General features: G+C 61.5%; 19 protein-coding genes, 3 tRNA genes and 1 pseudogene. 3 read left to right on the top strand and 20 right to left on the bottom strand.

The window, feature by feature from the left end; genetic code table 11:
- Positions 1-11: 11 nt before the first annotated feature.
- Both tgt and queA read right to left on the bottom strand, forming a co-directional pair.
- Positions 12-1,115 carry a tRNA guanosine(34) transglycosylase Tgt gene (gene tgt / locus EV698_RS05840; protein ID WP_130504031.1) on the bottom strand — a complete coding sequence of 368 codons (1,104 nt, stop codon included), beginning with the start codon at positions 1,113-1,115 and terminating at the stop codon, positions 12-14.
- 2 nt (positions 1,116-1,117) lie between these two features.
- Complete coding sequence (gene queA, locus EV698_RS05845; RefSeq protein ID WP_130503181.1) at positions 1,118-2,161, bottom strand: tRNA preQ1(34) S-adenosylmethionine ribosyltransferase-isomerase QueA; 1,044 nt, start codon at positions 2,159-2,161, stop codon at positions 1,118-1,120.
- A 26-nt stretch (positions 2,162-2,187) separates the two neighbouring features.
- Between queA and EV698_RS05850 the strand changes: the two genes are divergently transcribed.
- Positions 2,188-2,274 (top strand) — tRNA-Leu (locus EV698_RS05850).
- Positions 2,275-2,292: 18 nt separating this feature from the next.
- Here the strand turns inward: EV698_RS05850 and EV698_RS05855 are convergent.
- A complete protein-coding gene (locus tag EV698_RS05855) occupies positions 2,293-2,445 on the bottom strand; it encodes an entericidin A/B family lipoprotein (protein ID WP_130503182.1) in 153 nt (50 codons plus the stop codon).
- Positions 2,446-2,548: 103 nt separating this feature from the next.
- On the opposite strand from EV698_RS05855, the gene EV698_RS05860 reads away from it, so the two are divergent.
- A tRNA-Ala gene (locus EV698_RS05860) sits at positions 2,549-2,624 on the top strand.
- A 14-nt stretch (positions 2,625-2,638) separates the two neighbouring features.
- On the opposite strand, the gene EV698_RS05865 is transcribed toward EV698_RS05860, so the two are convergent.
- The 9 genes from EV698_RS05865 to EV698_RS05905 all read right to left on the bottom strand — a co-directional run bounded on the left by EV698_RS05865 (position 2,639) and on the right by EV698_RS05905 (position 15,138).
- Complete coding sequence (locus tag EV698_RS05865) at positions 2,639-4,048, bottom strand: diguanylate cyclase domain-containing protein (RefSeq protein WP_130503183.1); 1,410 nt, start codon at positions 4,046-4,048, stop codon at positions 2,639-2,641.
- 19 nt (positions 4,049-4,067) lie between these two features.
- On the bottom strand, positions 4,068-5,993 hold the full coding sequence (locus EV698_RS05870; RefSeq protein ID WP_130503184.1) for a bifunctional diguanylate cyclase/phosphodiesterase: 1,926 nt from the start codon (positions 5,991-5,993) through the stop codon (positions 4,068-4,070).
- Positions 5,994-5,998: 5 nt separating this feature from the next.
- Positions 5,999-6,718, bottom strand: coding sequence for a transglutaminase-like cysteine peptidase (locus tag EV698_RS05875; protein ID WP_239016215.1), 720 nt, complete (start codon positions 6,716-6,718; stop codon positions 5,999-6,001).
- A 60-nt stretch (positions 6,719-6,778) separates the two neighbouring features.
- Complete coding sequence (locus EV698_RS05880; RefSeq protein WP_165385734.1) at positions 6,779-9,028, bottom strand: retention module-containing protein; 2,250 nt, start codon at positions 9,026-9,028, stop codon at positions 6,779-6,781.
- 137 nt (positions 9,029-9,165) lie between these two features.
- Positions 9,166-9,528, bottom strand: a complete 363-nt coding sequence (locus EV698_RS05885) for a tryptophan synthase subunit beta like protein (RefSeq protein ID WP_207220504.1) — start codon at positions 9,526-9,528, stop codon at positions 9,166-9,168.
- A complete protein-coding gene (locus tag EV698_RS05890) occupies positions 9,521-10,159 on the bottom strand; it encodes a response regulator transcription factor (RefSeq protein WP_130503186.1) in 639 nt (212 codons plus the stop codon). Before EV698_RS05890 ends, EV698_RS05885 begins: the two co-directional genes overlap by 8 nt.
- Positions 10,156-11,571 carry an HlyD family type I secretion periplasmic adaptor subunit gene (locus EV698_RS05895; protein WP_130503187.1) on the bottom strand — a complete coding sequence of 472 codons (1,416 nt, stop codon included), beginning with the start codon at positions 11,569-11,571 and terminating at the stop codon, positions 10,156-10,158. The genes EV698_RS05890 and EV698_RS05895 overlap by 4 nt, the downstream gene beginning before the upstream one ends.
- Positions 11,568-13,745 (bottom strand): type I secretion system permease/ATPase, encoded by a 2,178-nt coding sequence (locus EV698_RS05900; protein WP_130503188.1) that lies wholly within the window; start codon positions 13,743-13,745, stop codon positions 11,568-11,570. The genes EV698_RS05895 and EV698_RS05900 overlap by 4 nt, the downstream gene beginning before the upstream one ends.
- 4 nt (positions 13,746-13,749) lie before the next feature.
- Positions 13,750-15,138 (bottom strand): TolC family outer membrane protein, encoded by a 1,389-nt coding sequence (locus EV698_RS05905; RefSeq protein ID WP_130503189.1) that lies wholly within the window; start codon positions 15,136-15,138, stop codon positions 13,750-13,752.
- Between the two features lie 135 nt (positions 15,139-15,273).
- Here EV698_RS05905 and EV698_RS05910 point away from each other — a divergent pair.
- A tRNA-Arg gene (locus EV698_RS05910) sits at positions 15,274-15,350 on the top strand.
- Positions 15,351-15,659: 309 nt separating this feature from the next.
- On the opposite strand, the gene EV698_RS05920 is transcribed toward EV698_RS05910, so the two are convergent.
- The 8 genes and pseudogenes from EV698_RS05920 to EV698_RS05955 all read right to left on the bottom strand — a co-directional run bounded on the left by EV698_RS05920 (position 15,660) and on the right by EV698_RS05955 (position 22,745).
- Complete coding sequence (locus tag EV698_RS05920) at positions 15,660-16,085, bottom strand: GNAT family N-acetyltransferase (protein WP_165385735.1); 426 nt, start codon at positions 16,083-16,085, stop codon at positions 15,660-15,662.
- A 111-nt stretch (positions 16,086-16,196) separates the two neighbouring features.
- Positions 16,197-16,643, bottom strand: coding sequence for a hypothetical protein (locus tag EV698_RS05925; protein ID WP_130503191.1), 447 nt, complete (start codon positions 16,641-16,643; stop codon positions 16,197-16,199).
- Between the two features lie 145 nt (positions 16,644-16,788).
- The gene (locus EV698_RS05930; RefSeq protein ID WP_130503192.1) at positions 16,789-17,013 is read right to left on the bottom strand and encodes a hypothetical protein; all 225 of its coding nucleotides are present in this window, start codon (positions 17,011-17,013) and stop codon (positions 16,789-16,791) included.
- 54 nt (positions 17,014-17,067) lie between these two features.
- Positions 17,068-17,385: pseudogene (locus EV698_RS05935) on the bottom strand (HigA family addiction module antitoxin).
- 152 nt (positions 17,386-17,537) lie between these two features.
- A complete protein-coding gene (der, locus tag EV698_RS05940) occupies positions 17,538-18,992 on the bottom strand; it encodes a ribosome biogenesis GTPase Der (protein WP_130503194.1) in 1,455 nt (484 codons plus the stop codon).
- A 50-nt stretch (positions 18,993-19,042) separates the two neighbouring features.
- A complete protein-coding gene (locus tag EV698_RS05945) occupies positions 19,043-20,632 on the bottom strand; it encodes an ABC transporter ATP-binding protein (protein ID WP_130503195.1) in 1,590 nt (529 codons plus the stop codon).
- Positions 20,629-21,669 carry an ABC transporter permease gene (locus EV698_RS05950; protein ID WP_130503196.1) on the bottom strand — a complete coding sequence of 347 codons (1,041 nt, stop codon included), beginning with the start codon at positions 21,667-21,669 and terminating at the stop codon, positions 20,629-20,631. The genes EV698_RS05945 and EV698_RS05950 overlap by 4 nt, the downstream gene beginning before the upstream one ends.
- Positions 21,670-21,674: 5 nt before the next feature.
- Positions 21,675-22,745 (bottom strand): microcin C ABC transporter permease YejB, encoded by a 1,071-nt coding sequence (locus EV698_RS05955; protein ID WP_130503197.1) that lies wholly within the window; start codon positions 22,743-22,745, stop codon positions 21,675-21,677.
- Positions 22,746-22,768 lie beyond the last annotated feature (23 nt).

Consider the following 22,768-nt stretch of genomic DNA (forward strand, 5'->3'; position numbering starts at 1 on the left):
AAAGGCTCGGATTATGTCATATCCGCACGCCGGGCATGGAACGAGCGGGCGAATTCATCGAAAGCCTGCGCCTCGATCGCGGCCCGGATCCGCGTCATGAGCCGCTGAAAGTAACGCAGATTGTGGACGGTGTTGAGGCGTGCGCCCAGCATCTCGTGACACCGATCAAGGTGTCGCAGATAGGCCCGACTGTAATGCTGGCAGGTATAGCAGTCGCAGCCCGGCTCGATCGGGCGGGTATCACGGGCGAAGCGGGCGTTGCGCAGGCGCAGGGTGCCGGTCTCGGTGAAAAGATAGCCGTTACGGGCATTGCGCGTCGGCAGGACGCAGTCGAACATATCGATTCCGCGCGCCACGCAGTCAACGAAATCCTCCGGCCGCCCCACGCCCATCAGGTAATGCGGTTTGGCCGCGGGCAGTTGCGGTGCCAGGGCATCGAGCACGCGCAACCGCTCCTCCGGCGGCTCGCCCACCGACAGGCCGCCGATGGCCATGCCATCAAAGCCGATCGCCTCCAGCCCCGCCAGCGATTCCGAGCGCAGGTCGTTGTACATACCCCCCTGGACGATCCCGAACAGGGCCGCCTGGCTGTCGCCATGCGCGTCGCGACTGCGCTCCGCCCAGCGCAGGGAGCGCTCCATCGAGCGCTTCGCCTCGGACCAGTCCACCGGCCAGGCGGTACACTCGTCGAAGATCATGACGATGTCGCTGCCGAGCGCCCGCTGCACTTCCATGGAGCGCTCGGCGTCCAGGAACACCCGGGAGCCGTCCACCGGCGAACGGAACGCCACCCCGGCCTCGGTCAGTTTGCGCCCCTGGGCGAGGCTGAAGACCTGGAAGCCACCGGAATCGGTCAGAATCGGGTAGGGCCAGTGCATGAAATCGTGCAGGCCGCCGTGGTCGGCGATGATCTCCGTGCCGGGGCGCAGCATCAGGTGGAAGGTGTTGCCCAGCAGGACCTGGGCCCCGGTCGCCTCCACCTCCTCCGGCGTCATCCCCTTGACGGTGCCGTAGGTGCCGACCGGCATGAAGGCGGGCGTATCAATGACACCGCGCGGGAAGCGCAAACGGCCGCGACGCGCCCAGCCATCGCTCGCCAGCGTCTCGAACTGCATGGTCACGGGCGTTCGCCCCCGGCACCGGCCAGTATCAACATCGCATCGCCGTAACTGAAAAACCGGTAGCGTTCGCGAACCGCGTGATCATAGGCGGCGAGAATGCCCTCGCGGCCGGCGAGTGCACTCACCAGCATCACCAGCGTCGAGCCGGGCAGATGGAAATTGGTGACCAGGCCGTCGATAACCCGGAACTCGAACCCCGGGTAGATAAAGATCTCGGTTTCGCCCTCGAAGGGCTGCAGATCGCCGGTCTGCGCCGCCGACTCGAGGGCGCGGACCACCGTGGTCCCCACCGCGATTACGCGCCCGCCCCGCGCCCGGGTACGGGCCACTGCGGCACAGACCGGCGCCGGCACCGAGAGCCACTCGGCGTGCATACGATGATCCTCGAGCGCCTCCGTGCGGATCGGCTGGAAGGTGCCGGCACCGACGTGCAGGGTCAGTGTCGCCGTCTCAACCCCGTCACCGCGAAGTGCCGCGAGCAGCGCCTCATCGAAATGCAGGCCCGCGGTGGGTGCCGCCACGGCACCGGGCCGGTCAGCGAACACCGTCTGGTAGCGCTCGCGGTCCGCCGGGGTGTCTTCGCGCTTGATGTAGGGCGGTAGCGGCATGTGGCCATGGCGCTCGAGCAACGTCGGCAGGGGCTCGTCGTCGGGGAATCGCAGGCGGAAGAAATCCCCGTCACGGCCCGTTACCTCGACGGCCAGATCACCCTCCAGGGTGATGCGCGAGGGGATGGGCGGCATTTTGTTGGCGCGCATCTGGGCGAGCGCCTCGTTACCGCCGGTGAGGCGCTCGAGGAGGATCTCGACGGCACCGCCGGTTTCCTTGTGGCCGTAGAGTCGTGCCGGCAGGACGCGGGTGTCGTTCACCACCAGCAGATCGCCGGGGCGCAGATACTCGCGGATCGTCGGGAACTGGCGATCGGCAACCCCGCCGGTGTCCGGATCAAGAACGAGTAATCGACTGTCGGTGCGGTTGGGTAGCGGCTCGGAGGCGATCAGATCCTCAGGCAGCTCGTAATTGAAATCGCTGACTTGCATGCAGTGCTGTTATACTTTTGGCCATTGCCGAGGTGGCGGAACAGGTAGACGCGCCGGATTCAAAATCCGGTTCTCGCAAGAGAGTGCGGGTTCGAGCCCCGCCCTCGGCACCATTATTCGCGGCTTGAGTGTTACTCGTTGCGGTCAGCACTGCTCTCGAGTGCCTGGCCCGCCTTCTGGATGTCCTTGCCGGCACCCTCCATGGTGTTGCATCCAGTGATCAGGATGATGACGAGCGTAATGCCGGCAAGATTGAGCGTCTGACGAAAGTTGAATACGGGCATGGTGAGCGCCTCCATTGGTCGACCGTGCAACCGAATGATAGCAAGCGGGGTGCCCCCTGTGGCATCACTGGCCAGACGGATGCTAAACTTTCGTTTCTTGAATGGGGCCGTAGCTCAGCCGGGAGAGCGTCGCGTTCGCAACGCGAAGGTCAGGGGTTCGATCCCCCTCGGCTCCACCATTACTCTAGCCGAATCATGTTTGCGCCAGGCGGAACACATTCTTGCCGCTTCTTTTAGCGCTATACATCGCCTCGTCGGCTTTGCCGATTAATGTCTCCATATCGTCACCGTGCTGCGGGTATATCGCTATACCAACGCTCGCGCCCACCGTCGCCATAGCGCCATTGCAGTAGAAAGGCCTCGAAACATTGTCGATGACGTTAAGTGCGACGGTCTCCGCACCGTTATTCGACTTGATATCGTCCAGCTGTATGACGAATTCGTCACCACCGACCCGGGCAACAATATCAGACCCGCGGAGGCAGTTTTTGAGACGATCGGCGATTTGCCTCAACAGGTGGTCGCCAGCCTGATGCCCTAAATCGTCGTTAATCGGCTTGAAGCCATCGATATCCACGAAGAGAAGCGCACCACTATTTCCCTTTCGACTTGCGCTCGCAATCATGGAATGACTGATATCCTTGAATAACCGCATATTGGGAAGACCAGTCAATTCGTCATACATCGACTGCATGTAGAGCGTCGTTTTTTCCTTGTGGGCCAGACCTATAAATATACTGGAAATAACGGAAACACAGAATATGACCTGTCCTTCCAGGGATGTATAACCGGACTGGTCATAAGTTATATACAGGAAGAACGCGAACAGATTTCCGAGGAAAACATACACCAACCCCGGACATAGACCCCATTTCACGGAAGCCCAGATCATGGGTATGATGAGAAAGTAATAATAGTTCGAGAAACCTTGGCTAACGCCGCCCAGTGAGACAAACGTGAACGCGAGGGCGAAAACGAAAAAAAGCGCCAACATCCTGTCCGTTGCGAAAAATTCGCATAGAACATCCGATTTGAGCCGACCCATTCCTGTTTTTCGTGCATGAACGAAGAGCATGAAGAGCGGCAGGATAAAAACTGCGCCGGTTAGATTCCCGACGAAAAAAGGAGATGTGGAAGCAACCCATGCCAGGCTGTATGAGCTGAGCGGTTCATCGATATCGAGATTGAAAAAGATAGACGAAAGCATCGCAGTCACGATGGACGCTGCAATAGCGGAATAAAGGAATCCCGATTGAAAAACATCGCCGCCCTTCGTAACTTTTCTGAGAATCAACCCCGCAGCCGCGTAAATAATAAATTGCCTGAGATCAGGCACGAGCATATCAATGTTGTAATTCAGCAGATCACGCTGCGGCAGCCCTCCAGCAAGAATCGCCAGGAAGTGAACCGGTAAATACCTTGGGCCAAGGTAATACACGAGGAACATCGCGAATCCGGAGGGTGGATAGAACGCACTCAGCCCTTTTTGCACCGCAAAAAAATAGGCCACCTGATTGAGAACCCAGAACGAAACGATAAAAAACACGGAGTTTTTCAGGTAATCGATCAAGGCATCTATATTTGGCTCCCGCAGAACAGCCATTGCGGACTCCCTGTCCCGTTTAGTCGATGCCCGGCCCTATTGCTCCATCGACACCCAGATCCACCAGGCGATCAAACTCATCGTGGGACTGGACACCTTCAGCGATCACCGTCAGACCCACCGCGCGAGTAATCCCTGTCACGCCACGCAGGTAGTTCTGTTTATCAGCGCTGTCCGCAAGCCCGGCAGTCAGTGACCGATCCAGCTTAATGTATGACAAACCCAGCGCCTGCAAATCGTCGACATCCGACAGACGCTGGCCGGCTTTTTCAATTCCGACATTATGTCCCATTGGGACAACGCTCTCGCAGAAGTCCCGGAACAGCACCGGATAAGCCAACACAGACCGCTCGGGGACCTCGACCGACAGGGCAATCCCTTGTCCCTGTCCCGTCGCCAGTAAATCAATCAGCTGGCGTCTTGTAGTTTCGTCCAGCAGCGTCTCAATGGAGAGGTTGACGGCGATGCATCCAGCATCGGACACGCCGGTCACTTCGCTCACCTCGTGCTCCAGCACTGCGAGATCGAGTTGCGGCAACAGGCCGAACCGACGTACCCACGGCAGAAATTGCCCCGCCGTCAGCGTTTTGTCTTTCACATCCAGCCGCAACATCACCTCTTTATGAATCAGGCCGCCGTTCAGAGACTGCACCGGGAAATAGACAGAAGAGAATGTGCGTTCCGCAATCGCGTTACTCAGGATCCGCCGCCATTCGTCACTGGTGTACAGCAGTTGGGCATGATCGGAGTCGTCGACCCATTCCAGAAAGATGCCATCGCGGTGCTCTGCCCGCGCCAGTCCGTCGTCTAGCGCGGTCAGAATCGTCGATCGACTCGCATCCACGCCAAAGTAAGTGGCGGACAGAACGGTTTTCACAGCGACATCGTCTTTATAGTGCTCGGAGCGATCACGCATCGCTTCATTCAACTCTGATGCAATCGACCGCGCATCCAGTGCATCCGCGAGGACGAGGGCGAAGTCACTGCCATTCAGGCGCAGGACCTCCCGGCTATTAAACTGCATCTGGTAACGACCGGCGATCGCGGCCAGATCTCCCGCCACGGTACGGATCAGACGGTCGGTCTCCTGACGACCCAGTACCCGGTTGATTTCCTCCAGATTGGTCAGACGGAGCAGGAATATGGCGTGCCGGGCATTGCGATCGGAGTCGGACAAAAGCCCGGCGATGACATCGTCGAAGCGGTTGCGGTTACCGACACCCGTTACCGCATCCTGCTGCAGGCGATCGCGCATCGCCTCGACCCGGCCGCGCGCATCGTTGAGCATCCCCTGAACATGCCCCGTCAGCTGATTCATTGCATGGACGACGCGACGAAACTCAAGCGTATTGGGCTCGTTCGTTGTCACGAAGCGCTGATTGCCCAGCGCCTCGGCCTGCCGCACGACATCAACCAGCGGCCGGGTCAGGCGCTTGAGCACCAGCGACCCCGCCAGTCCCAGCAGGATGGCCATCGCCAGGAAACCGAAGAAGAGCTCGACGGTGGTCTCCCACAGCGCCTCGAGCGCGAATCCCCCGAGACTCTCGACATAGAGCGTGCCGTACTGCTGCCAGCCATCCGATACCTGGGCAACGCCCGGCTTCACCTCCAGCCCGGCCAGATCGGCGAACCACTCCGGCACCTCCCGTGTCCGCCGCTCGTCTCGCTCCCGGACGGCGATGGATTCGTTGTCAGGCCCGACCAGTTCCAGGCGTTGGTAGTGGCCGGTGTCGAATTGCGCCGCGAGCATGAGGTCGATCAGCACCGGATCTTTCTCGATCCGGGACAGAGAAAGCGCGAGGATGCTGGCATTGTCGGTATTCTTGTACCGGAGCTGTTCCTTGAAATAGCCCTGTGCACTCTGGAAGCTGATAAAAATGCTGCTGATGAAAGCAACAATCATCACTGATGCAATGGCTATCCAGAGCTGTCGATTCAATGCCATAAGCGCTACTCGCTCTGCTCGTTTAGCGTTATTCCTTCGGCCCGGGCGCGCTGGAGCACGTCACGCCAGCGTGAGAGACGGTCGGTTGCCTGGTCGCCGTTCCGCTGCTGGCCGCCCACCCAGATGCCCTCGCTATTGAAGCTGAAGACCGGTGTCAGATCCGTTCGATTCCGCGCCGGGACAATCAGGTCGACAAGACTACCGAGGATCAAGGGTTCGGCCTCAGGTTCGGGATAGTAGCCAAGGACCATGTGTGCCCGGGTGGCACCCGCGATGCGGGCACGGACGTAGATCAGTCGAAGCTTGCTGTTTTCGATTCCAAGCTTGCGCAGGGAAAGATACTTGGCGATGGCGAAATCCTCGCAATCGCCGGCACCGTGTCCGATCGCCTCGACCGGCGAGGCCCAGTAATCGGACTGGCCGTAGAGCTCATGGTCCTCGACATAGCGCATGTGGCGATTGAAAAAGGCGTTAATGCGTTCCGTCCATTCCTCGGGACCACGGGCGCGCACATCATCGAGTAGCTGCTCCAGGTCATCTACGACTGACGCACGATCTTCGTCGAAACGATCCCGGACCTCGGCGCGGAGTGTGTCAAAGTCGATACGCACTTTGGCCTGCCCGAAACCGATCGCGATCAGGGTGGCGAGTAGCACGACCAGGACCGAGATGAGGCGGGTTGTCCGTAGTGGCCACATCCATGCCGTTTCATAAGGTCGATCCATGAAGCGATCCTACGCCACTGCGCGGCTGGTCGGGACACAGTCGCGGAGTGGGCCGTTAGATCAGGTATCGATCGACAATTGGCCATTGTCGAGCATGTTCTGGATCAGCTCGTCCGAGGTACTAGCATCGTCGAAGTCGGCAAACTGCTTGCCTTCCAGGCGGATGGTCTGGGTGGCATTGACCGGCGGCGCGTCACCTAAACCGCCGTCGTGGCTTACCGTAAAGACCAGATCGCCGTTGTCCGTGTCCTCTTCGACCGAAAGGAAATCGCTAATTGGCTCGCTCTGTTCTTCACCGACCAGGAGATCTCGCAGATCGAGTACGTCTTTATTGCCATCCACAGTACCAAAATCTGTAATGACATCATTTGCCGGGGTGCTCGTATCGCCTTGGTCGCCCGAATTCCACTGAAAGACGTCGTTACCTAAAAGACCTGTGAGTTCATCGTTACCGTTGCCGCCGATTAGCAAATCATCACTGGCGTAGGCCTGTTCATAGGTAATCGATTTGAGATAATAGTCGCTGCTATCATTATTCTTTGAATAGTCATCAGCATAGTCGGTTGCCGTAAAACGTAGCTGATCGAATACGACCCCGGCGGGCAATTCGAAACTGCCGTTGTTACCGTTGATATCGAAGTCGATGGTGTCTCCGTTGCTTATCGTCCCACTATCGACGCCGCTGAACGTCCAGACACCCTGGCTTTCTCCACCGTAAAGCGCCTCGACCTGCCCGACTTCGCCTTCGTTTTCGAAGAGCCGATTAACCGATGCCTTTAACCCGGTTGATGGCTCATCAAAGTTCATCACGATCGTTTGCGAACCTTCTTTTTCAACAAGTCTTGCTATCGGCCGGGAGAGTTCGCCGTCGATTTCCACCGTGGTCCATTCACTATATTCTCGATAGCCAAGTTGCGATGGCTGTTGAGCCTGAATTGATGACCCATCATCAACGCCCATACCGCCTTTCTGGCCTGTTCCTCGAAAGGTCAATCCAGACTGATCAGTGTCCCTGTAGCCCTCGCTGTAAACCTTCACATTGGCCCCAGTGTCGACCGGAATCTCTATTTCGGAGTCTGGTGACGAGAGATCGGCTATCTCGAAACTATCGTTGTCGACTTCGATATTTGCCCCAAAGGTAATGGTCACTGGGTCACCCGAGCTGCCAACCAGCACATCATCGGAGCTATCTCCCTCATGACGGCCTGCATCCGTGTCGACGCCATGAGTGGACTTGCCGGTACTGGTGACGGTGTTGCCGGCGTCATCGGTGGAGTCAACAGTGACGTCGAACTTTGTATCAGCGGCCAGGTCACTGCCGTCGACCTCGACACTCCACGTCCCATCGCTTGCGACGGTGGTGGTGTACGTGGTGCCGTTGATAGTCATAGTGACGGGATCATCGGCGCTGATATCGCCGCCAATGGCGGAGCCGATAACCGTGATGGGCTGAACCGACTCGGTGGCATTAATGATGTCGTCGGCGGTGATGTCATCAACAATGACCGTGCCGGCCTGGGCTTCGGTATCAAGCGCGGCACTATCGGTATCGGTGGCCGTGTTGCCGGCCTGGTCCTGAACCGTGGCCGTGACGGTAAGATTGCCATCAGTGAGCCCGGCCAGATTGGCGGTAGTGCTGTAGCTGCCATCAGATTGTATGGTGGCCGTAGCATTTACCGTGGTCGTGCCGTCGGTGATCGTCAGGCCGACCTGCTGGCCTTCTTCCACGTCGGTGGTGCCGCCGTTGATCGGGGCATTGGCGGCGTTCGCGGCATTGACGTCATCGAGGTTGACGGTGATACCGGCTGTGACATCAACGGCCCCAGCCTCACCTGGCCCGGCATCTGCAAACGTCTGATTATCAACCGCCGACGGACCGTCAAACTCGAACGCCAGCGGGTCGATCTGCTCAACTACCCGCGTCACCTCGACCAGCGTTCGGCCACCGCCTGCTGCACCGCCTGCGCCGGCGTCACCCGCAGCCGGTGCCTCCAGGCCTTCGAGGATGTCGCCGTCACCATCGAGTAGCGCGAGGACGTCCTCGCCACCCTGTTCAGTGACAGCCTGCTCGTCGGCGCTCGGCTCATCGCTTGCTACCAGGTCGGTAGACATAAGCAACGACTGACCATTGGCGACCTGGACAATCTCACCGCTACCGAAGCCCAGCCCGGCGCTTGCACCCTGTGCGGTGACAACGGTTTCCCCCAGGAAAATACTGTCGCCTGCGCTGAGCAGTCGCATCTCGCCACCAGCGGCGCGCGCCCAGACCTCACCCTCGACCTGCAGTACGGTTGCGATCGCTTCGTCCATGTCGTTGCCTCCGCTTGCTCCATCCTCACCGGGCATGGAGCCGCTAGTTTGTTTCGTAGTGATAGCAGTATTGAACGATGGGCGGGCGGCGTCTATTGGCCAAAGGTACAGGGTGAGCGGACGGGTCGATGGAGGCGTCAGGGCATGAATGGATCGTCATCGGCATCGTTTCTCGACACCAGGTCGAGTAGATCGCGCTGGCCACGCCATTCCTGTCGCGCCAGCAGTTTCTGGCGGGCGGGGACTGGCAGATCGGTGAATTGAATAACGCCCCTTTCGATCAATAGACTGGTAAGGTCTTCGATAACCCGAACCATGTCCGTATCCGAGCTTTGCAGGGCGGCAATCATATCCTCGGGCGGCATTCCCCCCACTTGCCCGAGGAACGCCTGCACGGCAGGGTCATCGCTCGCCGCCGGCTCGGAAACGGCCGCCGACGGTTCCCGTGCAACCGCTGTCACCGCTCCGTCGGCATCGCGTGCGACATAAACCCTAGCCATTGGCACGGCGCATCCGGGCGGCCAGCTGCATCCGGTCACGGACATCGAGTTTGCGGAATGCCGCACTCAGGTGTGCCTTGACCGTTCGCTCGGTGATATCCAGCTGACGGGCGACCTCTTTGTTACTGAGGCCCAGCTGGACGGCCTCCGCGACGCGTCGCTCGCGATCCGTGAGGCTCGCCAAGTCGTCTTCGTCTCCCGAGCTGGCCTGACCGGGGCGGATTTCGGTGCTCGCCAATACCCGCAGCACCGAGTTGATGACATCGGCGGGTAACCATAACCCGCCCGCGAGCACGGTTTCCGCCGCTTGCCGAAGGCGTTCCGGCGTTGCCACCGCGTGGACATACCCCCTTGCCCCCTCGGTCAGCGCGGCACGCAAATCATCCACCGATGGCTGGCGGCTCATCGCAATCACCAGCGCACCAGCCGCAACGCTGTCCCGAATCATCGGCTCCCAGCCGGGCGAACCGGTCAGGATCCAGACGAGGGTCGTCTTCTCCGCAATGCGGCTGGCGATTTCGGCGGTCACGGATTCGGAGGCATAGTGAATGCGGGCATTGCCAAAGGCCGTTTCCCAGCGCGAGGAATAAAACCCGGCCTCTGTGACAAACACGTGATGCGCATCGGTCATGGCTGCGACATCGACCGTGAGAGCCCCCGAAGGACGGGCTTGAGCAGATATTCGAGGACGGTTCTCTCGCCGGTGATGATGTCCACCTCCGCCGTCATGCCCGGGAGAATCGGTTGATCCTCGCTAAATCCGGTCTGCGGGGTCTTCAGCCGGACCTGGTAGAAGGTGTTGTCATCGTCATCGGTGATGGTATCCGAACTGATATGCGTGAGTTCGCCGTCGAGCCCGCCGTATCGCGTGAAGTCGTAGGCGCCGAACTTGAGCGTTGCCGGCAATCCACGCCGTAGGAGCGCGATGTCCTTCGGATCGATGCGCGCCTCCACCAACAGCTCGTCGTTGGACGGCGTGATCTCGAGGATTTCCCTGCCCGGGCTGATGACGCCACCCACCGTGTTGACGAATAAACGCTGCACCACACCGTCCCTGGGGGCCCGGACCGCCGTTTGTTCGACCCGATCCACCAGCCCGACGGCGGCCTCTTGCAGGGCATCCAGTCGGGCGCTCGCATCGGCGCGCTCATTGCGCCAGCGGTTGAAGGCATTGAGGCGGATCTCGTCGAGGCGGCGGTTCGCCTCCTCGATGGCCGATTCGGCGCGGGCAATGGCGCTCTCGGCACGCGTACGCTCCCCCAGCGTGTTCGCTTCCTCACGCTCGAGGCGGATGACATCGATCGGTGAGACGGCCCCCGAGTTGAGCAGTGGACGGGTCACACGCAACTCCCGGCGCGTCAGTTCGAGCGCCCGGCGATGCTGCTCGTAAGCCGCCCGTGCCTCGCTCAAATCCTGGCGCCGCTGCTCGAGCTTTTCGCGTTGGACCGATAACTGCTCGTTCAGCTCCTGGCGGCTCGACTCGAACAACTGGCGCTCTTCGACAACGATATCGGGCGCATTTCGTTCAAGGTCGGCAGCGAAATCCAGCGATGTCTGCTGTGTCAGCGCCTCCAGCCGGGCCACTTCGGCACGCAGCGCGTATCGCTTCGCCTGGTTTTCACGCAGGCTCGAGACGGACCGCGTCGAATCGATCTCGACGAGTAGCTCACCCTGCTCGACGCGATCGCCTTCCTCGACAAGGATCCGGCTGACCGTCCCGCCATCCAGGGACTGGACCAGCTGGGTCTTTCGCGACGGGATCACCTGGCCCTGCCCGCGGACAACCTGGTCGAGCTCGGCCCATCCGGCCCAGACGATCAGTGCGATGAGGGTCAGCAGCATGCCGTAGAGCAGCAGTCTCGCCCGTAGTGGCGTCTGTTGCAGCTGCGCCCAGCCCGCCTGCGCCGCCCAGGTACCGGGGCGGCCATCACCGCGGGGCGCGTCGGCACGGCCGCCGGAGTCCTCGCCCCGCCGTTGACCGGCGAGCTTGCCGACGCCTTCGAAGCCGCGTTGCTCGAGGGTCCGGCGCTGCTTGCCGCTCAACGCTCGCCCCCGGAGATCCTGCCCTGTCGGAGGGCCTCAATGACCTCGTTTTTCGGTCCGTCCGCGACCAGCTTGCCGTTATCGATAACGAGAATCCGATCCACGAGCTCCAGCATGGAGCTGCGGTGGGTATTGACCAGCAGCGTCTTGTGCTCGGCCACCTGCTGGAGATTGCGCCGGATCGCCGCCTCGCTGGAGTGATCGAGCGCTCCGGTAGGTTCATCGAGCACGAGCATCGGCGGGTCGTTGAGTAAGGCCCGGGCGATGGCGATGGACTGGCGCTGTCCACCGGAAACGAACTGGCCCCGCTCCCCCATCGGGCGGTCAAAGCCCTCCGGATGGCGATCGATCAGTGGCGACAGGCCGCTCAACCGCGCGGCCTCGAGTAGTTGCTCATCATCGACGTCCGGATGACCAAGCGTCAGGTTATCGCGGAGCGAGCCATGGAAAAGCGAGATATCCTGCGGGACATAGCCCACGGCACGGCGCAGCTCCGCCGGATCGATCTGACGGGCGTCGACGCCATCGATCAGCACCGCCCCCTCGTCGGGTTCGTAGAGACCGAGGATGAGCTTCTCGATCGTGCTCTTCCCCGACCCGTTCCGCCCGAGGACGCCGATATGCTCGCCGGCCTTCGCCCGAAAGCTCACATGATCGAGGACAACGCCGCCGGTCTGCGGGTAGGAAAAGCTGACATCGCGGAATTCGATGGCACCGGAGAGCCGTGGACGACTGACCCAGGACTTGCCGGCAGGCCGTTCTACCGGCTCCTCCATAATCTCGTTGAGCGAATCGAGCGCGGCGGCGGACTGGTGGTATTGCATAAGCAGCGCCGCCGCCTGGGCGATTGGCGCCATTGCCCGGGAGGACAGCAGGTAGGCGGCGATCATCCCGCCCATGCTCAGCGCGTTGTCTATCGTTAGATAAACGCCAACGATAATGACGCTGATACCGACGGCGTGCTGCGCCCACTGCGCCCCGCTGGTCACGGAGGCCGAGATGACGCGCATCCGGGCGGCGTTCTGCGCGAGGAATACCGACGCCTTTTCCCAGTCGCCCTGGATCCGGCTCTCGACACCGAAGGCCTTTACCGTTTCGATATCGGTCAGGCTTTCCACCAGCGTGGCATTGCGCATGGCGCCGGCACGCATCGCCTGTTCCGAAAGGCGCTGCAGCTTCCGTTGCGCGATCAGGGCGTAGCCGAGTACGAGCAGCCCGCCGACGATAATGGGGATCACCAGCGGCCAGCCGATCAGCGCGACAGTGCCGGCGAAGAGCAGGACGAAGGGCAGATCAACGAGGGCCACGACGCTCATCGAGCCGATAAACGTCCGGACCGACTCGAAGGCATGCACCGAATTGGCGAACGAGCCGGTGGACGCCGGTCGATTCGCCATGCGTATTCCCAGCACCCGCTCCATGATCGACGACGACAGCCTGACGTCGGCTCGACTCGCCGCCAGATCCACGAACCGGCTGCGCATGATGCGAAGCACCAGGTCGGCCGAGATCACGAGTGCGGCGCCGGCGGCCAGCACCCAGAGCGTCTCGACGGCGGCATTGGGAACGACGCGGTCGTAGACGTTCATGATGAACAGCGGCATCGCCACCGCGAACAGGTTGATCATGACCGCCGAGGTCAGCACATCCCGATACAGGCCCCGGTTCTCCCGGATGACGCTCCAGAACCAGTGCTGTTCGTTGCGTGGTGCCGCACGCCCCGCCCGCTCGTCGAATGAAAAACGCGGCTGCGCGTAGATAAACCAGCCGCTGAATTCGTCCTCGAGGTCTTTTAAATCGACCTCGACTTCCGCTTCATTGAGTTCCGGGTAGACCACCATCGCCGTACCCGCCCGCCGGTCCAGTCCGGTAAGCACGCAGGCACTGTTGTCCTTTCGCAATAGCACCGCCGGCAGCAGCGCCCGATTGACCGCCTTGAGCTTTCCCGACACCAGCTGGCTCGAGAGACCCGCACGACCGGCCGCACGCTCGAACTCCGGCGGAGCGAGCTGCCCATCCACCAGCGGCAGGCCGGCGACAAGCGATTCGCGGGACGCCTGCGTGCCGTGATACCGGCAGAGAAAAAGCAGACAGCTGACTAACGCATCCGGTCCGGACTGATCCTGGGAACCCGAAGGAGCCGGTCGCTTAACGCTCTCGGCTTCGGCCACCATTCGGTCAGCGATCCACCATCATCTGATTCCCGCCGGGACAGGCGGACTGACCATCCACTGGCAACGGCGCTGCCCCGAGATCGGAGAGACCCGGCAGACCATCCCTGCGGACGTCGACGGCATCAAGCAGTTGGCCCCCCGCCGTCAGTGCCTCGGCGATCGCGATTTGGTGATCGACCTGCGCATTGACGTAGGAGCGGGCCGCCTGGAAGAACTCGTTCTCCGAATCGAGCACATCGAGCAGCGTTCGCTGACCGATCTGGAACTGATCGCGGTAGGCGACGCGCACTCGATCCCCGGACAAGCGGTATTTATTGAGCACTTCCATTTGCTCGGCGAGCTTGCCGACATCGTTGTAGGCGATTTCCATCGTCTGGCGGATATTGCGGCAGGCGATATCACGCTGGCTCTGGGCCGCGCTCAACTGCTCCACCGCCGACTCGGTCGCGGCGCGATCGCTCCCGCCGTTGAATAGATTGACACGCAGCTCAACGCCGATACGCGCCTCGCGCCGGGTGTCCCGCGCACCAAGGTCGGTGCGGTTATCGACACCATAGCTTGCATTGAGGTCCAGGCTCGGGAGATAGGCGGAGCGCTCGCGGTCGATGGTGGCGCGGGAGGATTCGATATCCCGCAGTGCCGCCCGGAACGAGGGGTTATTCTCGTAGGCACGCATGAGCGCTGCCTCGAGATCGCCCGCCATTACGGCGTCTTCGAGCACGTCCGAATCAAGCTGGTCTGCCGGCGGAAGCCCCACGATGCGCCGATACCGAGCCGACACGTCGTGCAGATTGGAGGTCTCGTTGATGAGGTTCGACTCGGCCTGCGCCACCCGCGCCTCGATCTGCTGGAAGTCGGCACCGCGTGCGACGCCCGCTTCGGTACTCTCCTGGACCTGAGCCTGGACATCCAGATGCTGCTGGTAATTATCCCTGGCGAGATCCACCAGATCGCGCTGGCGGCGCACGTCCTGATAGGCGACCAGGGCCTCGAGCGCGGTTCGCTCGGCCGCATCCAGCAGCTCGTAATAGCGCACGAGCTCGGCATTGCTCAGACGCTCCACCTCCGATCGGGTGAAGAAGCCATCGAAGATCGACTGCGTCAGCGTCAGCTCGCCGCTTGCGTCCGAGAAGTTTTCCTCTACCCCGTAGTTCCGCGACTCGCGCGCGGCACGCCCCACGAGGTCCACCGTCGGGTAATAACCACCTCGAGCCTCGTCGACGTCCCGGCCGGCGGAACGAAACACGTGCCAGGCCGACTGGACCTCGGGGTTCGACTCGATCGCATGCTTGACGACCTGGTCGATCTCGCTCGGCGGCGAAGTCTGGGTCATCCCGGTGGATGGAAGAACCGTGAGCACGGCCACTAATGCAGCAAACAGGGGTTTTTTCATCGTTATTTCCCCACCAATCCCTTTGTCAGTTAGATCCCTTCAGGCAGTGCGCAAACGCCAGCCGTCGTCACCGACGGGTGGGCCGTTCACCATGTCCTGGGGTAGAGGTATACTGGCATGTGACGGATTCAACAAGCCCCGATAGCTCAGCCGGATAGAGCGATCGCCTCCTAAGCGATAGGCCGCAGGTTCGAATCCTGCTCGGGGCACCAGCTCCCCTTCCACGCACTCTGCAATAACCGAGCGACATTCTCGACCCGCTCCAGCGCAAGCGGGGACCAAACCATCCTCATCGAGCCAGCCCACTCAGGACCCGAGCCTTCGCGTCTTTGTGCGCAATACCATCCCCGGCCGCTATCTGTTCTACCACCTTATATACCTCTTAACGTACGCCGAGAGGTACACGACTGCCTGAAAGCAAGCAAGGTGTTCGAGGTGAGAAACCTAACGCCAGCCATAAACGGCGGCCCGACAGGGGCGTCCGGTGGAGGCCGAAGGCCGGAACGAATTTGATGGCCTTGTTATAAATTTAACTCAAAAACATGCTGCTGTTTCAGCAACTTGAAACCTTGCGCTTGGTAGAACTTGTGGGTGACATCGCGCTTTGAATTACTGCGTACCCTGACGGCAACGTCAATTGATTTGGCCCAGAAGATAGCTTCCGCAACCAATTTAGAGCCAATGCCCTCGCTCCTATAACGCTCATCAACTATAAGGCCAGCAATTTCAATAAAAGGCGCCACTCCGACCCGAACCGCCAAATATGCGTGTAGCCAACCAACAACGGCCTCGCCTGAATCCGCCACCCATATGCGATGGTCGTTTGAATTTAAAAGCAGACTCAGCCCATCGGCAGACTGGCGCTTTGATTCGGCCGCAGGCGTCAGCACGTATGCTAAACGCTCGATATCGTGGTTGTCTGTCGACACTGCTGGCCTGATATTCACAAGCTCTCCGGAAAAGATTTATAACGTTGGCGCTCAGCCGCGCTTGACGTCAACCGACCAGAGCGGAAGCGGAGGGAGCGAGCTGTCAAGCGTCGGACTGCAGCGCCCTTGTTATGCACGATCCGGATGAAATCCGACGATTTCGAATCTCGATACTTCACCTAGACCTAGACCTTTTCTCATTGCATTTAAGATAGCTGCCTGGTGCGCGCGGTGCTCCTCTTTCGTTAGGCTCGCACGACCACCTTGAGATGAACTTACCAACTCGCAGTAGTATTCATGAAATGCTTGCGACGCCGCTTCGTCACCATATATTGCGACTTGTAACCCATCTCTCTGAAGCTGAAAGAAATACGCTTCATCGGTTTGATTATTTATGACGTCTTGCATGGTTAGAAGTAGATCACGGTATACGTCCTTCTGTTTTTCTAGGATGACCTTCCTAACTTCGAACTCGCGTTGTTTGTTGTTGTTCCAATAATTGAACAGCGTAGGTATTACTGAACCTGTCAATGCTGAAACAGCGGCAACAAGAGCTATGAGGATCTTATCGTCCATCGGGTGTCCTTGCCATGTTCATGATTGATTGGTGCGCATAACGTACTAATCAGCGGCGGCTCCACGCAGTGGAGACGTCCGCTGCATTAGTTGGTTAGATGTTCAGCAGGTTTGGGAGGCACAATAAATGTGCGCCTACAGTGTGTCACTGTTCTGATCCCTGAATTCTAAGAGCAATGAAGAACACACCCACTAGGGCAAGTGCAGATGCGCCAACCAATATCAAGTCCAGAAATGACATGTTGATAAACTGCCAATTGAATTCTTCGCTGGGCCAATTGATGCCATGCCCTTTTAAATAGATATTTGTAATTCCCAGAATTACTGCAGAAGCAAATGCGACCAATACCGCACTTACGATTCCAGCCACTAGGGCATACATGTATCTCATATGAACAGCTAACGAGAGGATCAGCCGCGCGCTTCAGCGCGTCGGCTGCATCCCGTTGTTGGGCTCTTCAAACTGCATGCGCTCAACGCCATCCAGATTCACGCTTGTCCGCGCGGACTAAAGATCATGCATGTCTTGCATCGCGAGCCAACTCTCAGGCGAACGGCCGAGAGACTTGGACAAGCGCAGCGCCGTTTCCGGGCTGACCGAACTACGGCCCTGGAGAATTCGTGCCACCGTCGAAGGTGACACCTTGAGATTCCTTGAAAGGTGGCGAGCACTCAGGCCGTAGGGCTCAAGGTAAACCTCGCGGATAAACTCACCTGGATGGGGCGGATTGTGCACAGTCATCAGTGATAATCCTCTTCCCATCGATAACACGCGCCGTTGATCCGGTCCCGAATCCCCTGAGGCATGCCACAACGTGCCGTGTTGACGATGGTCATCAAGAGTGGGAACGAAAGCCGGGGGATGTGCATCGAGACGCTCCTTGTCCTTGCAGTCTACTTCTTCGCCTTCCTGCGCCGGCTGACCACCCGCTCGCGCTTTCTCTGCTGGCGCGGCGTGAGTTTATTGCGCCGCCCTGCGAAGGGATTCTCGCCGGTGCGCAGTTCCAGCCGTATCGGCGTGCCATGCAGCTTGAAGGCCTGCCGAAACCGGTTGATCAGGAATCGGCGATACGCATCCGGCAATGCATCGGTCTGGTTGCCGTGGATCACGATCGTCGGCGGGTTTTTACCGCCCTGGTGGGCGTAGCGCAGCTTGATGCGCCGGCCGCGGACCAACGGCGGCTGATGGGCGGTGAGTGCCTCCTCCAGCACCCGGTTGAGCGCCGGGGTAGAGAGCTCTTTCCGTGCCGCGGCATACACATGCGCGACCTCTTCCAGCAGCCGCCCCACGCCGGTGCCATGCAACGCGGAGATGAAGCGCGGCCGCGTGAAATCGAGAAAGCCGAGCTTGACCTCCAGCTCGCGCCGGATGCGCTCACGGTTCTCCGGCACCAGCCCGTCCCACTTGTTGACCGCCAGCACCAGCCCCCGGCCGGAATCGATGGTGTGACCGATCAGGTGCGCGTCCTGCTCGGAGATCTCCTGCTGTGCATCCAGCACCATGATCACCACCTGCGCCGACTCGATGGCCTGCAGGGTCTTGATCACGCTGAACTTCTCGACACCATCGCTGACCCGGCTGCGGCGTCGCACACCGGCGGTGTCGATCAGGGTAAATGCGCGGCCGTCACGCTCGAAGGGCACACGGATCGCGTCGCGCGTGGTGCCGGGCATGTCGTAGACGAGCACCCGCTCCTCGCCGATCAGGCGATTGATGAGCGTCGATTTACCCACGTTGGGACGGCCGATGATGGCCACATCGATGGGCCGGTCCGGGGCCTCGTCTTCGGCCTCGTCCTCGTCATCCGTCTCGATGCCCGTCTCGGCATCGGGATCAGCCGTATCGGCATCATCGCCGAGCAGATCCCCAAGCACGGCGTCCATGAGCTGCCGGACGCCACGCCCCTGCACGGCCGCGATGGCCCGGGGCCGATCAAGGCCCAGTGAATGGAAATCCGCACCGGCGACATCGACATCGACGCCATCAATCTTGTTCATCACCAGCCAGACGCGCTTGCCGCGCTGACGCAGTTCGCGGGTCAGCGTCTCGTCGCCCGGCGTCACGCCCACCCGGGCATCGACCAGGAACAGGATCGCGTCGGCCTCGTCCAGCGCCCGCAGGGCCTGGCGCTGCATATGGTGGTAGGTCACGTCGTCGGGCTCGCCGAGCCCGCCGGTGTCCACCACGACATACGGCCCCGGCCCCAGCCGGCCGACGCCGTACTGCCTATCCCGCGTCAGGCCGGGGAAATCCGCGACCAGCGCATCCCGGGTGCGGGTCAGGCGATTGAAAAGGGTGGATTTGCCCACGTTGGGCCGCCCCACCAGGGCGATAACCGGTTGTTTCATCCGATCATGATAGCAGTCGTCCGGCGCCGGAGGGCGGGCGATCGGCCGGTCTAGAGCGAGGCCTCGAGCAGACGCCGGGTGTAGGGCTCACGCGGGTCCGTGAAAATACGCTCCGCCGATCCGGACTCCACTACCTGGCCGTTCTGCATCACGAGCATGCGATGGCTCATGGCGCGCACGATCTTCAGGTCATGGCTGATGAATACGTAGGCGAGGCCGTGGCGCGCCTGCAGGCCGCGCAGCAATTCCACCAGCTGGGTCTGGACCGTGCGATCGAGGGCCGAGGTGGGTTCATCGAGCACTATCACCGCCGGTTTCAGGACAATCGCCCGGGCCACCGCAACGCGCTGACGCTGACCACCCGAGAGCTCGTGGGGGAAGCGCTCCGCCAGGTCCCGATCAAGGCCGACCTCCGCCAGTGCCTCGCGCGCCAGCTCGCCCCGCTCGGTGGCGTCCGCTCCGATCCGGTGCACCGCCAGTCCCTCACCGATAATCTGTTCGACCGACAGACGCGGGCTGAGACTGCCATAGGGGTCCTGGAACACCACCTGGATGCGCCGGCGGAGCGGCCGCAGCGCGCGCTTGCCAAGGCGGCTGATGTCCCGATCCTCGAAGCGGATCTCGCCGGTGGCGGCCTGCAGCCGCAGCAACGCCATGCCGAGCGTCGTCTTGCCCGAGCCGCTCTCGCCCACCACCCCCAGCGTCTCGCCGGCACCGACCTCGAGATCGATGCCATCCACCGCCTTGAGATGACCCACCACGCGCTTTAGCAGGCCACCGCGGCGCGGGAACCAGACCCGCAGGTCACGGGCGGAAAGGATGGACTCGGTCGCGGTGACCGGTTGCGGCCGGCCGCTCGGCTCGGCGGCGAGCAGCGCCCGGGTATAGGCATGCCGCGGCTGCTCGAAAACCGTTTCGGCCTCCCCCTGCTCGACCACCCGGCCGTTCTGCATCACCGCCACTCGGTCGGCGACCCGGCGGACCACATTCAGATCGTGACTAATCAGCAGCATCGCCATGCCCAGCCGGCGCTTGAGATCGGCAAGCAGCTCGAGGATCTCCGCCTGGATGGTGACATCCAGCGCAGTGGTCGGCTCGTCGGCGATCAGCAGCCGCGGACTGTTCGCAATGGCCATGGCGATCATCACGCGCTGGCGCTGCCCGCCGGAGAGCTGATGCGGGAAGGCCCCGAGGCGGCTCGAGGCCTCCGGCAGGCGCACCAGCTCGAGCAGCTCGACGATCCGGTCACGAGCCGCCGCGGCGCTCAGGCCCTGGTGGATGCGCAGCGCCTCGCCAATCTGTTTCTCCAGCGTATGCAGGGGATTGAGGGAGGTCATCGGCTCCTGGAAGATCATCCCCAGCACCCCGCCGCGAAAACGGCGCAGGGTGGCGGTATCGGCCCCGAGCAGCGCCTCGCCGTCGACCTGGATGCGCCCCGTGGGGTGGCTTGCCAGCGGGTACGGCAAAAGCTGGGGGATGGACAGGGCCGTGATCGACTTGCCCGAGCCGCTCTCCCCCACCAGCGCCAGCGTTTCACCGGCGTCGAGGGACAGGTTGACGCCGCTGACCGCCGTGGTCCGGGCGCTGCCCTGGCCGAACGCCACGGACAGATCCTCGATACGCAGCAGCGGCTCGCTCACGCCCCGTCTCCCCCGAAGGTCTTGCGCGGATCAAAGGCATCCCGCGCCGCCTCGCCGATGAACACCAGCAGCGAGAGCATGATCGCCAGCGTGAAAAACGCGGTGAGCCCCAGCCACGGCGCCTGCAGATTGTTCTTGCCCTGCGAGAGCAGCTCGCCCAGCGAGGGCGAGCCCGGCGGCAGCCCGAAGCCGAGGAAATCCAGCGAGGTGAGCGTCGTGATCGAGCCGGTGAGGATAAAGGGCATGAAGGTCACCGTGGCCACCATGGCATTGGGGAGGGCGTGGCGCACGATAATCACCCGATCCGCCACGCCCAGCGCCCGGGCCGCCTTGACGTAGTCGAAGTTGCGCACGCGCAGGAACTCCGCCCGCACAACGCCCACCAGCTGTGTCCAGCTGAACAACAGCATGATGCCCAGCAGCCACCAGAAGTTGGGCTGCACGAACCCCGCCATGATGATCAGCAGATAAAGCACCGGCAGACCGCCCCAGATCTCGATAAAGCGCTGGCCGAGCAGATCCACCTTACCGCCGAAATAGCCCTGGACGGCGCCCACCGCCACACCGATCACCGAGCTCGCAAGGGTCAGGGCGAGCCCGAACAGCACCGAGAGGCGGAAGCCGTAGATCAGTCGCGCCAGCACATCCCGGGCCTGGTCGTCGGTGCCCAGCCAGTTGGCCGACGACGGCGGCGCGGGCGCCGCGGACTCGCTGGCGTAGTTGATGGTGTCGTAGTGATAGGGAATAGGTGGCCAGAGCATCCAGCCCCGGGCGTTGATCAGCTCGGCGACGTACTCGTCGCGATAGTCCGCCTCGGTGGGGAAGTCGCCACCAAAGGTGGTCTCCGGATAGCTCACCAGCACCGGCACATACCAGTCGCCGTCATAGTGCACGAGCAGCGGCCGGTCGTTGGCGATGAACTCGGCCGCCAGTGACAGCCCGAACAGCACCAGGAACAGCCAAAGCGACCACCAGCCGCGGCGGTTGGCACGAAACTGCGCCCAGCGGCGCTGGTTAATGGGGTTGAGTCGCGGCAACCGGCTCAGCCCTCCCGTGACTCGAAGTCGATACGTGGATCCACCAACACATACATCAGGTCACCGAGCAGGTTGAGGACCAGCCCGATCAGGGTAAAGATGAAAAGGCTGCCGAACACCACCGGGTAGTCTCGGTTCACCACCGATTCGAAGCCGAGCAGCCCCAGGCCGTCGAGCGAGAAGATAACCTCGATGAGCAGTGCGCCGGTGAACAGCACCCCCACGAACGCCGCCGGAAAGCCCGCGATCACGATCAGCATGGCGTTGCGGAACACGTGGCCGTAGAGCACCCGCCGCTCGCTGACGCCCTTGGCCCGGGCGGTGGTGACGTACTGCTTGTTGATCTCCTCGAGAAAGGAGTTCTTGGTCAGCATGGTCAGACCGGCAAAGCCACCGATCACCATCGCCAGCACGGGCAGCACCAGGTGCCAGAGGTAATCGAGGATGCGGGCCGGCCAGGCCAGCTGCTCCCAGTTGTCGGAAACCAGTCCGCGCAGCGGGAACCAGTCGAGATAACCGCCACCGGCGAAGATCACGATCAGCAGGATGGCAAACAGGAACCCCGGGATCGCGTAGCCGACGATCACCACGGCACTGGTCCAGACGTCGAACGCCGAGCCGTCACGCACCGCCTTGCGGATCCCCAGCGGGATGGAGATGAGATAGGTCAGCACCAGCGTCCACAGCCCCAGCGATACCGACACCGGAAGTTTGTCGCCGATGAGCGCGAGTACCGTCTGATCGCGATAAAAGCTCTCGCCCAGATCGAACCGGGCGTAATCACCGAGCATTTTCAGGAACCGCTCGTGGGCCGGCCGATCGAAGCCGAACTGCTCCTCGAGCTCGGCGATGTAGGCCGGATCGAGTCCCCGCCCGCCGCGGCTCTCGCCGGAGACCTCGTCCGCCGCCGCGCCGGAGAAACGGCTGGTGGACAGATCCGCCGTTCCCTGGACCTGGGCCATGACCTGCTCGATCGGCCCGCCCGGGGCGAACTGCACGATCACGAAGTTGATCAGCAGCACCCCGATCAGCGTCGGGATCATCAGCACCAGCCGGCGGGCGAGGTACGCGTACACGGTCAGTGACTCGCTAGACGGAC

This window comes from Spiribacter vilamensis, from assembly GCF_004217415.1.
Taxonomy (GTDB): Bacteria; Pseudomonadota; Gammaproteobacteria; order Nitrococcales; family Nitrococcaceae; genus Spiribacter; species Spiribacter vilamensis.

Bases quoted from the DNA above. Each gene is read 5' to 3' on its own strand.
- tgt (WP_130504031.1), bottom strand. From the start codon at position 1,115: ATGCAGTTCGAGACGCTGGCGAGCGATGGCTGGGCGCGTCGCGGCCGT.
- queA (WP_130503181.1), bottom strand. From the start codon at position 2,161: ATGCAAGTCAGCGATTTCAATTACGAGCTGCCTGAGGATCTGATCGCC.
- EV698_RS05855 (WP_130503182.1), bottom strand. From the start codon at position 2,445: ATGCCCGTATTCAACTTTCGTCAGACGCTCAATCTTGCCGGCATTACG.
- EV698_RS05865 (WP_130503183.1), bottom strand. From the start codon at position 4,048: ATGGCTGTTCTGCGGGAGCCAAATATAGATGCCTTGATCGATTACCTG.
- EV698_RS05870 (WP_130503184.1), bottom strand. From the start codon at position 5,993: ATGGCATTGAATCGACAGCTCTGGATAGCCATTGCATCAGTGATGATT.
- EV698_RS05875 (WP_239016215.1), bottom strand. From the start codon at position 6,718: ATGGATCGACCTTATGAAACGGCATGGATGTGGCCACTACGGACAACC.
- EV698_RS05880 (WP_165385734.1), bottom strand. From the start codon at position 9,028: ATGGACGAAGCGATCGCAACCGTACTGCAGGTCGAGGGTGAGGTCTGG.
- EV698_RS05885 (WP_207220504.1), bottom strand. From the start codon at position 9,528: ATGGCTAGGGTTTATGTCGCACGCGATGCCGACGGAGCGGTGACAGCG.
- EV698_RS05890 (WP_130503186.1), bottom strand. From the start codon at position 10,159: ATGACCGATGCGCATCACGTGTTTGTCACAGAGGCCGGGTTTTATTCC.
- EV698_RS05900 (WP_130503188.1), bottom strand. From the start codon at position 13,745: ATGGTGGCCGAAGCCGAGAGCGTTAAGCGACCGGCTCCTTCGGGTTCC.
- EV698_RS05905 (WP_130503189.1), bottom strand. From the start codon at position 15,138: ATGAAAAAACCCCTGTTTGCTGCATTAGTGGCCGTGCTCACGGTTCTT.
- EV698_RS05925 (WP_130503191.1), bottom strand. From the start codon at position 16,643: ATGGACGATAAGATCCTCATAGCTCTTGTTGCCGCTGTTTCAGCATTG.
- der (WP_130503194.1), bottom strand. From the start codon at position 18,992: ATGAAACAACCGGTTATCGCCCTGGTGGGGCGGCCCAACGTGGGCAAA.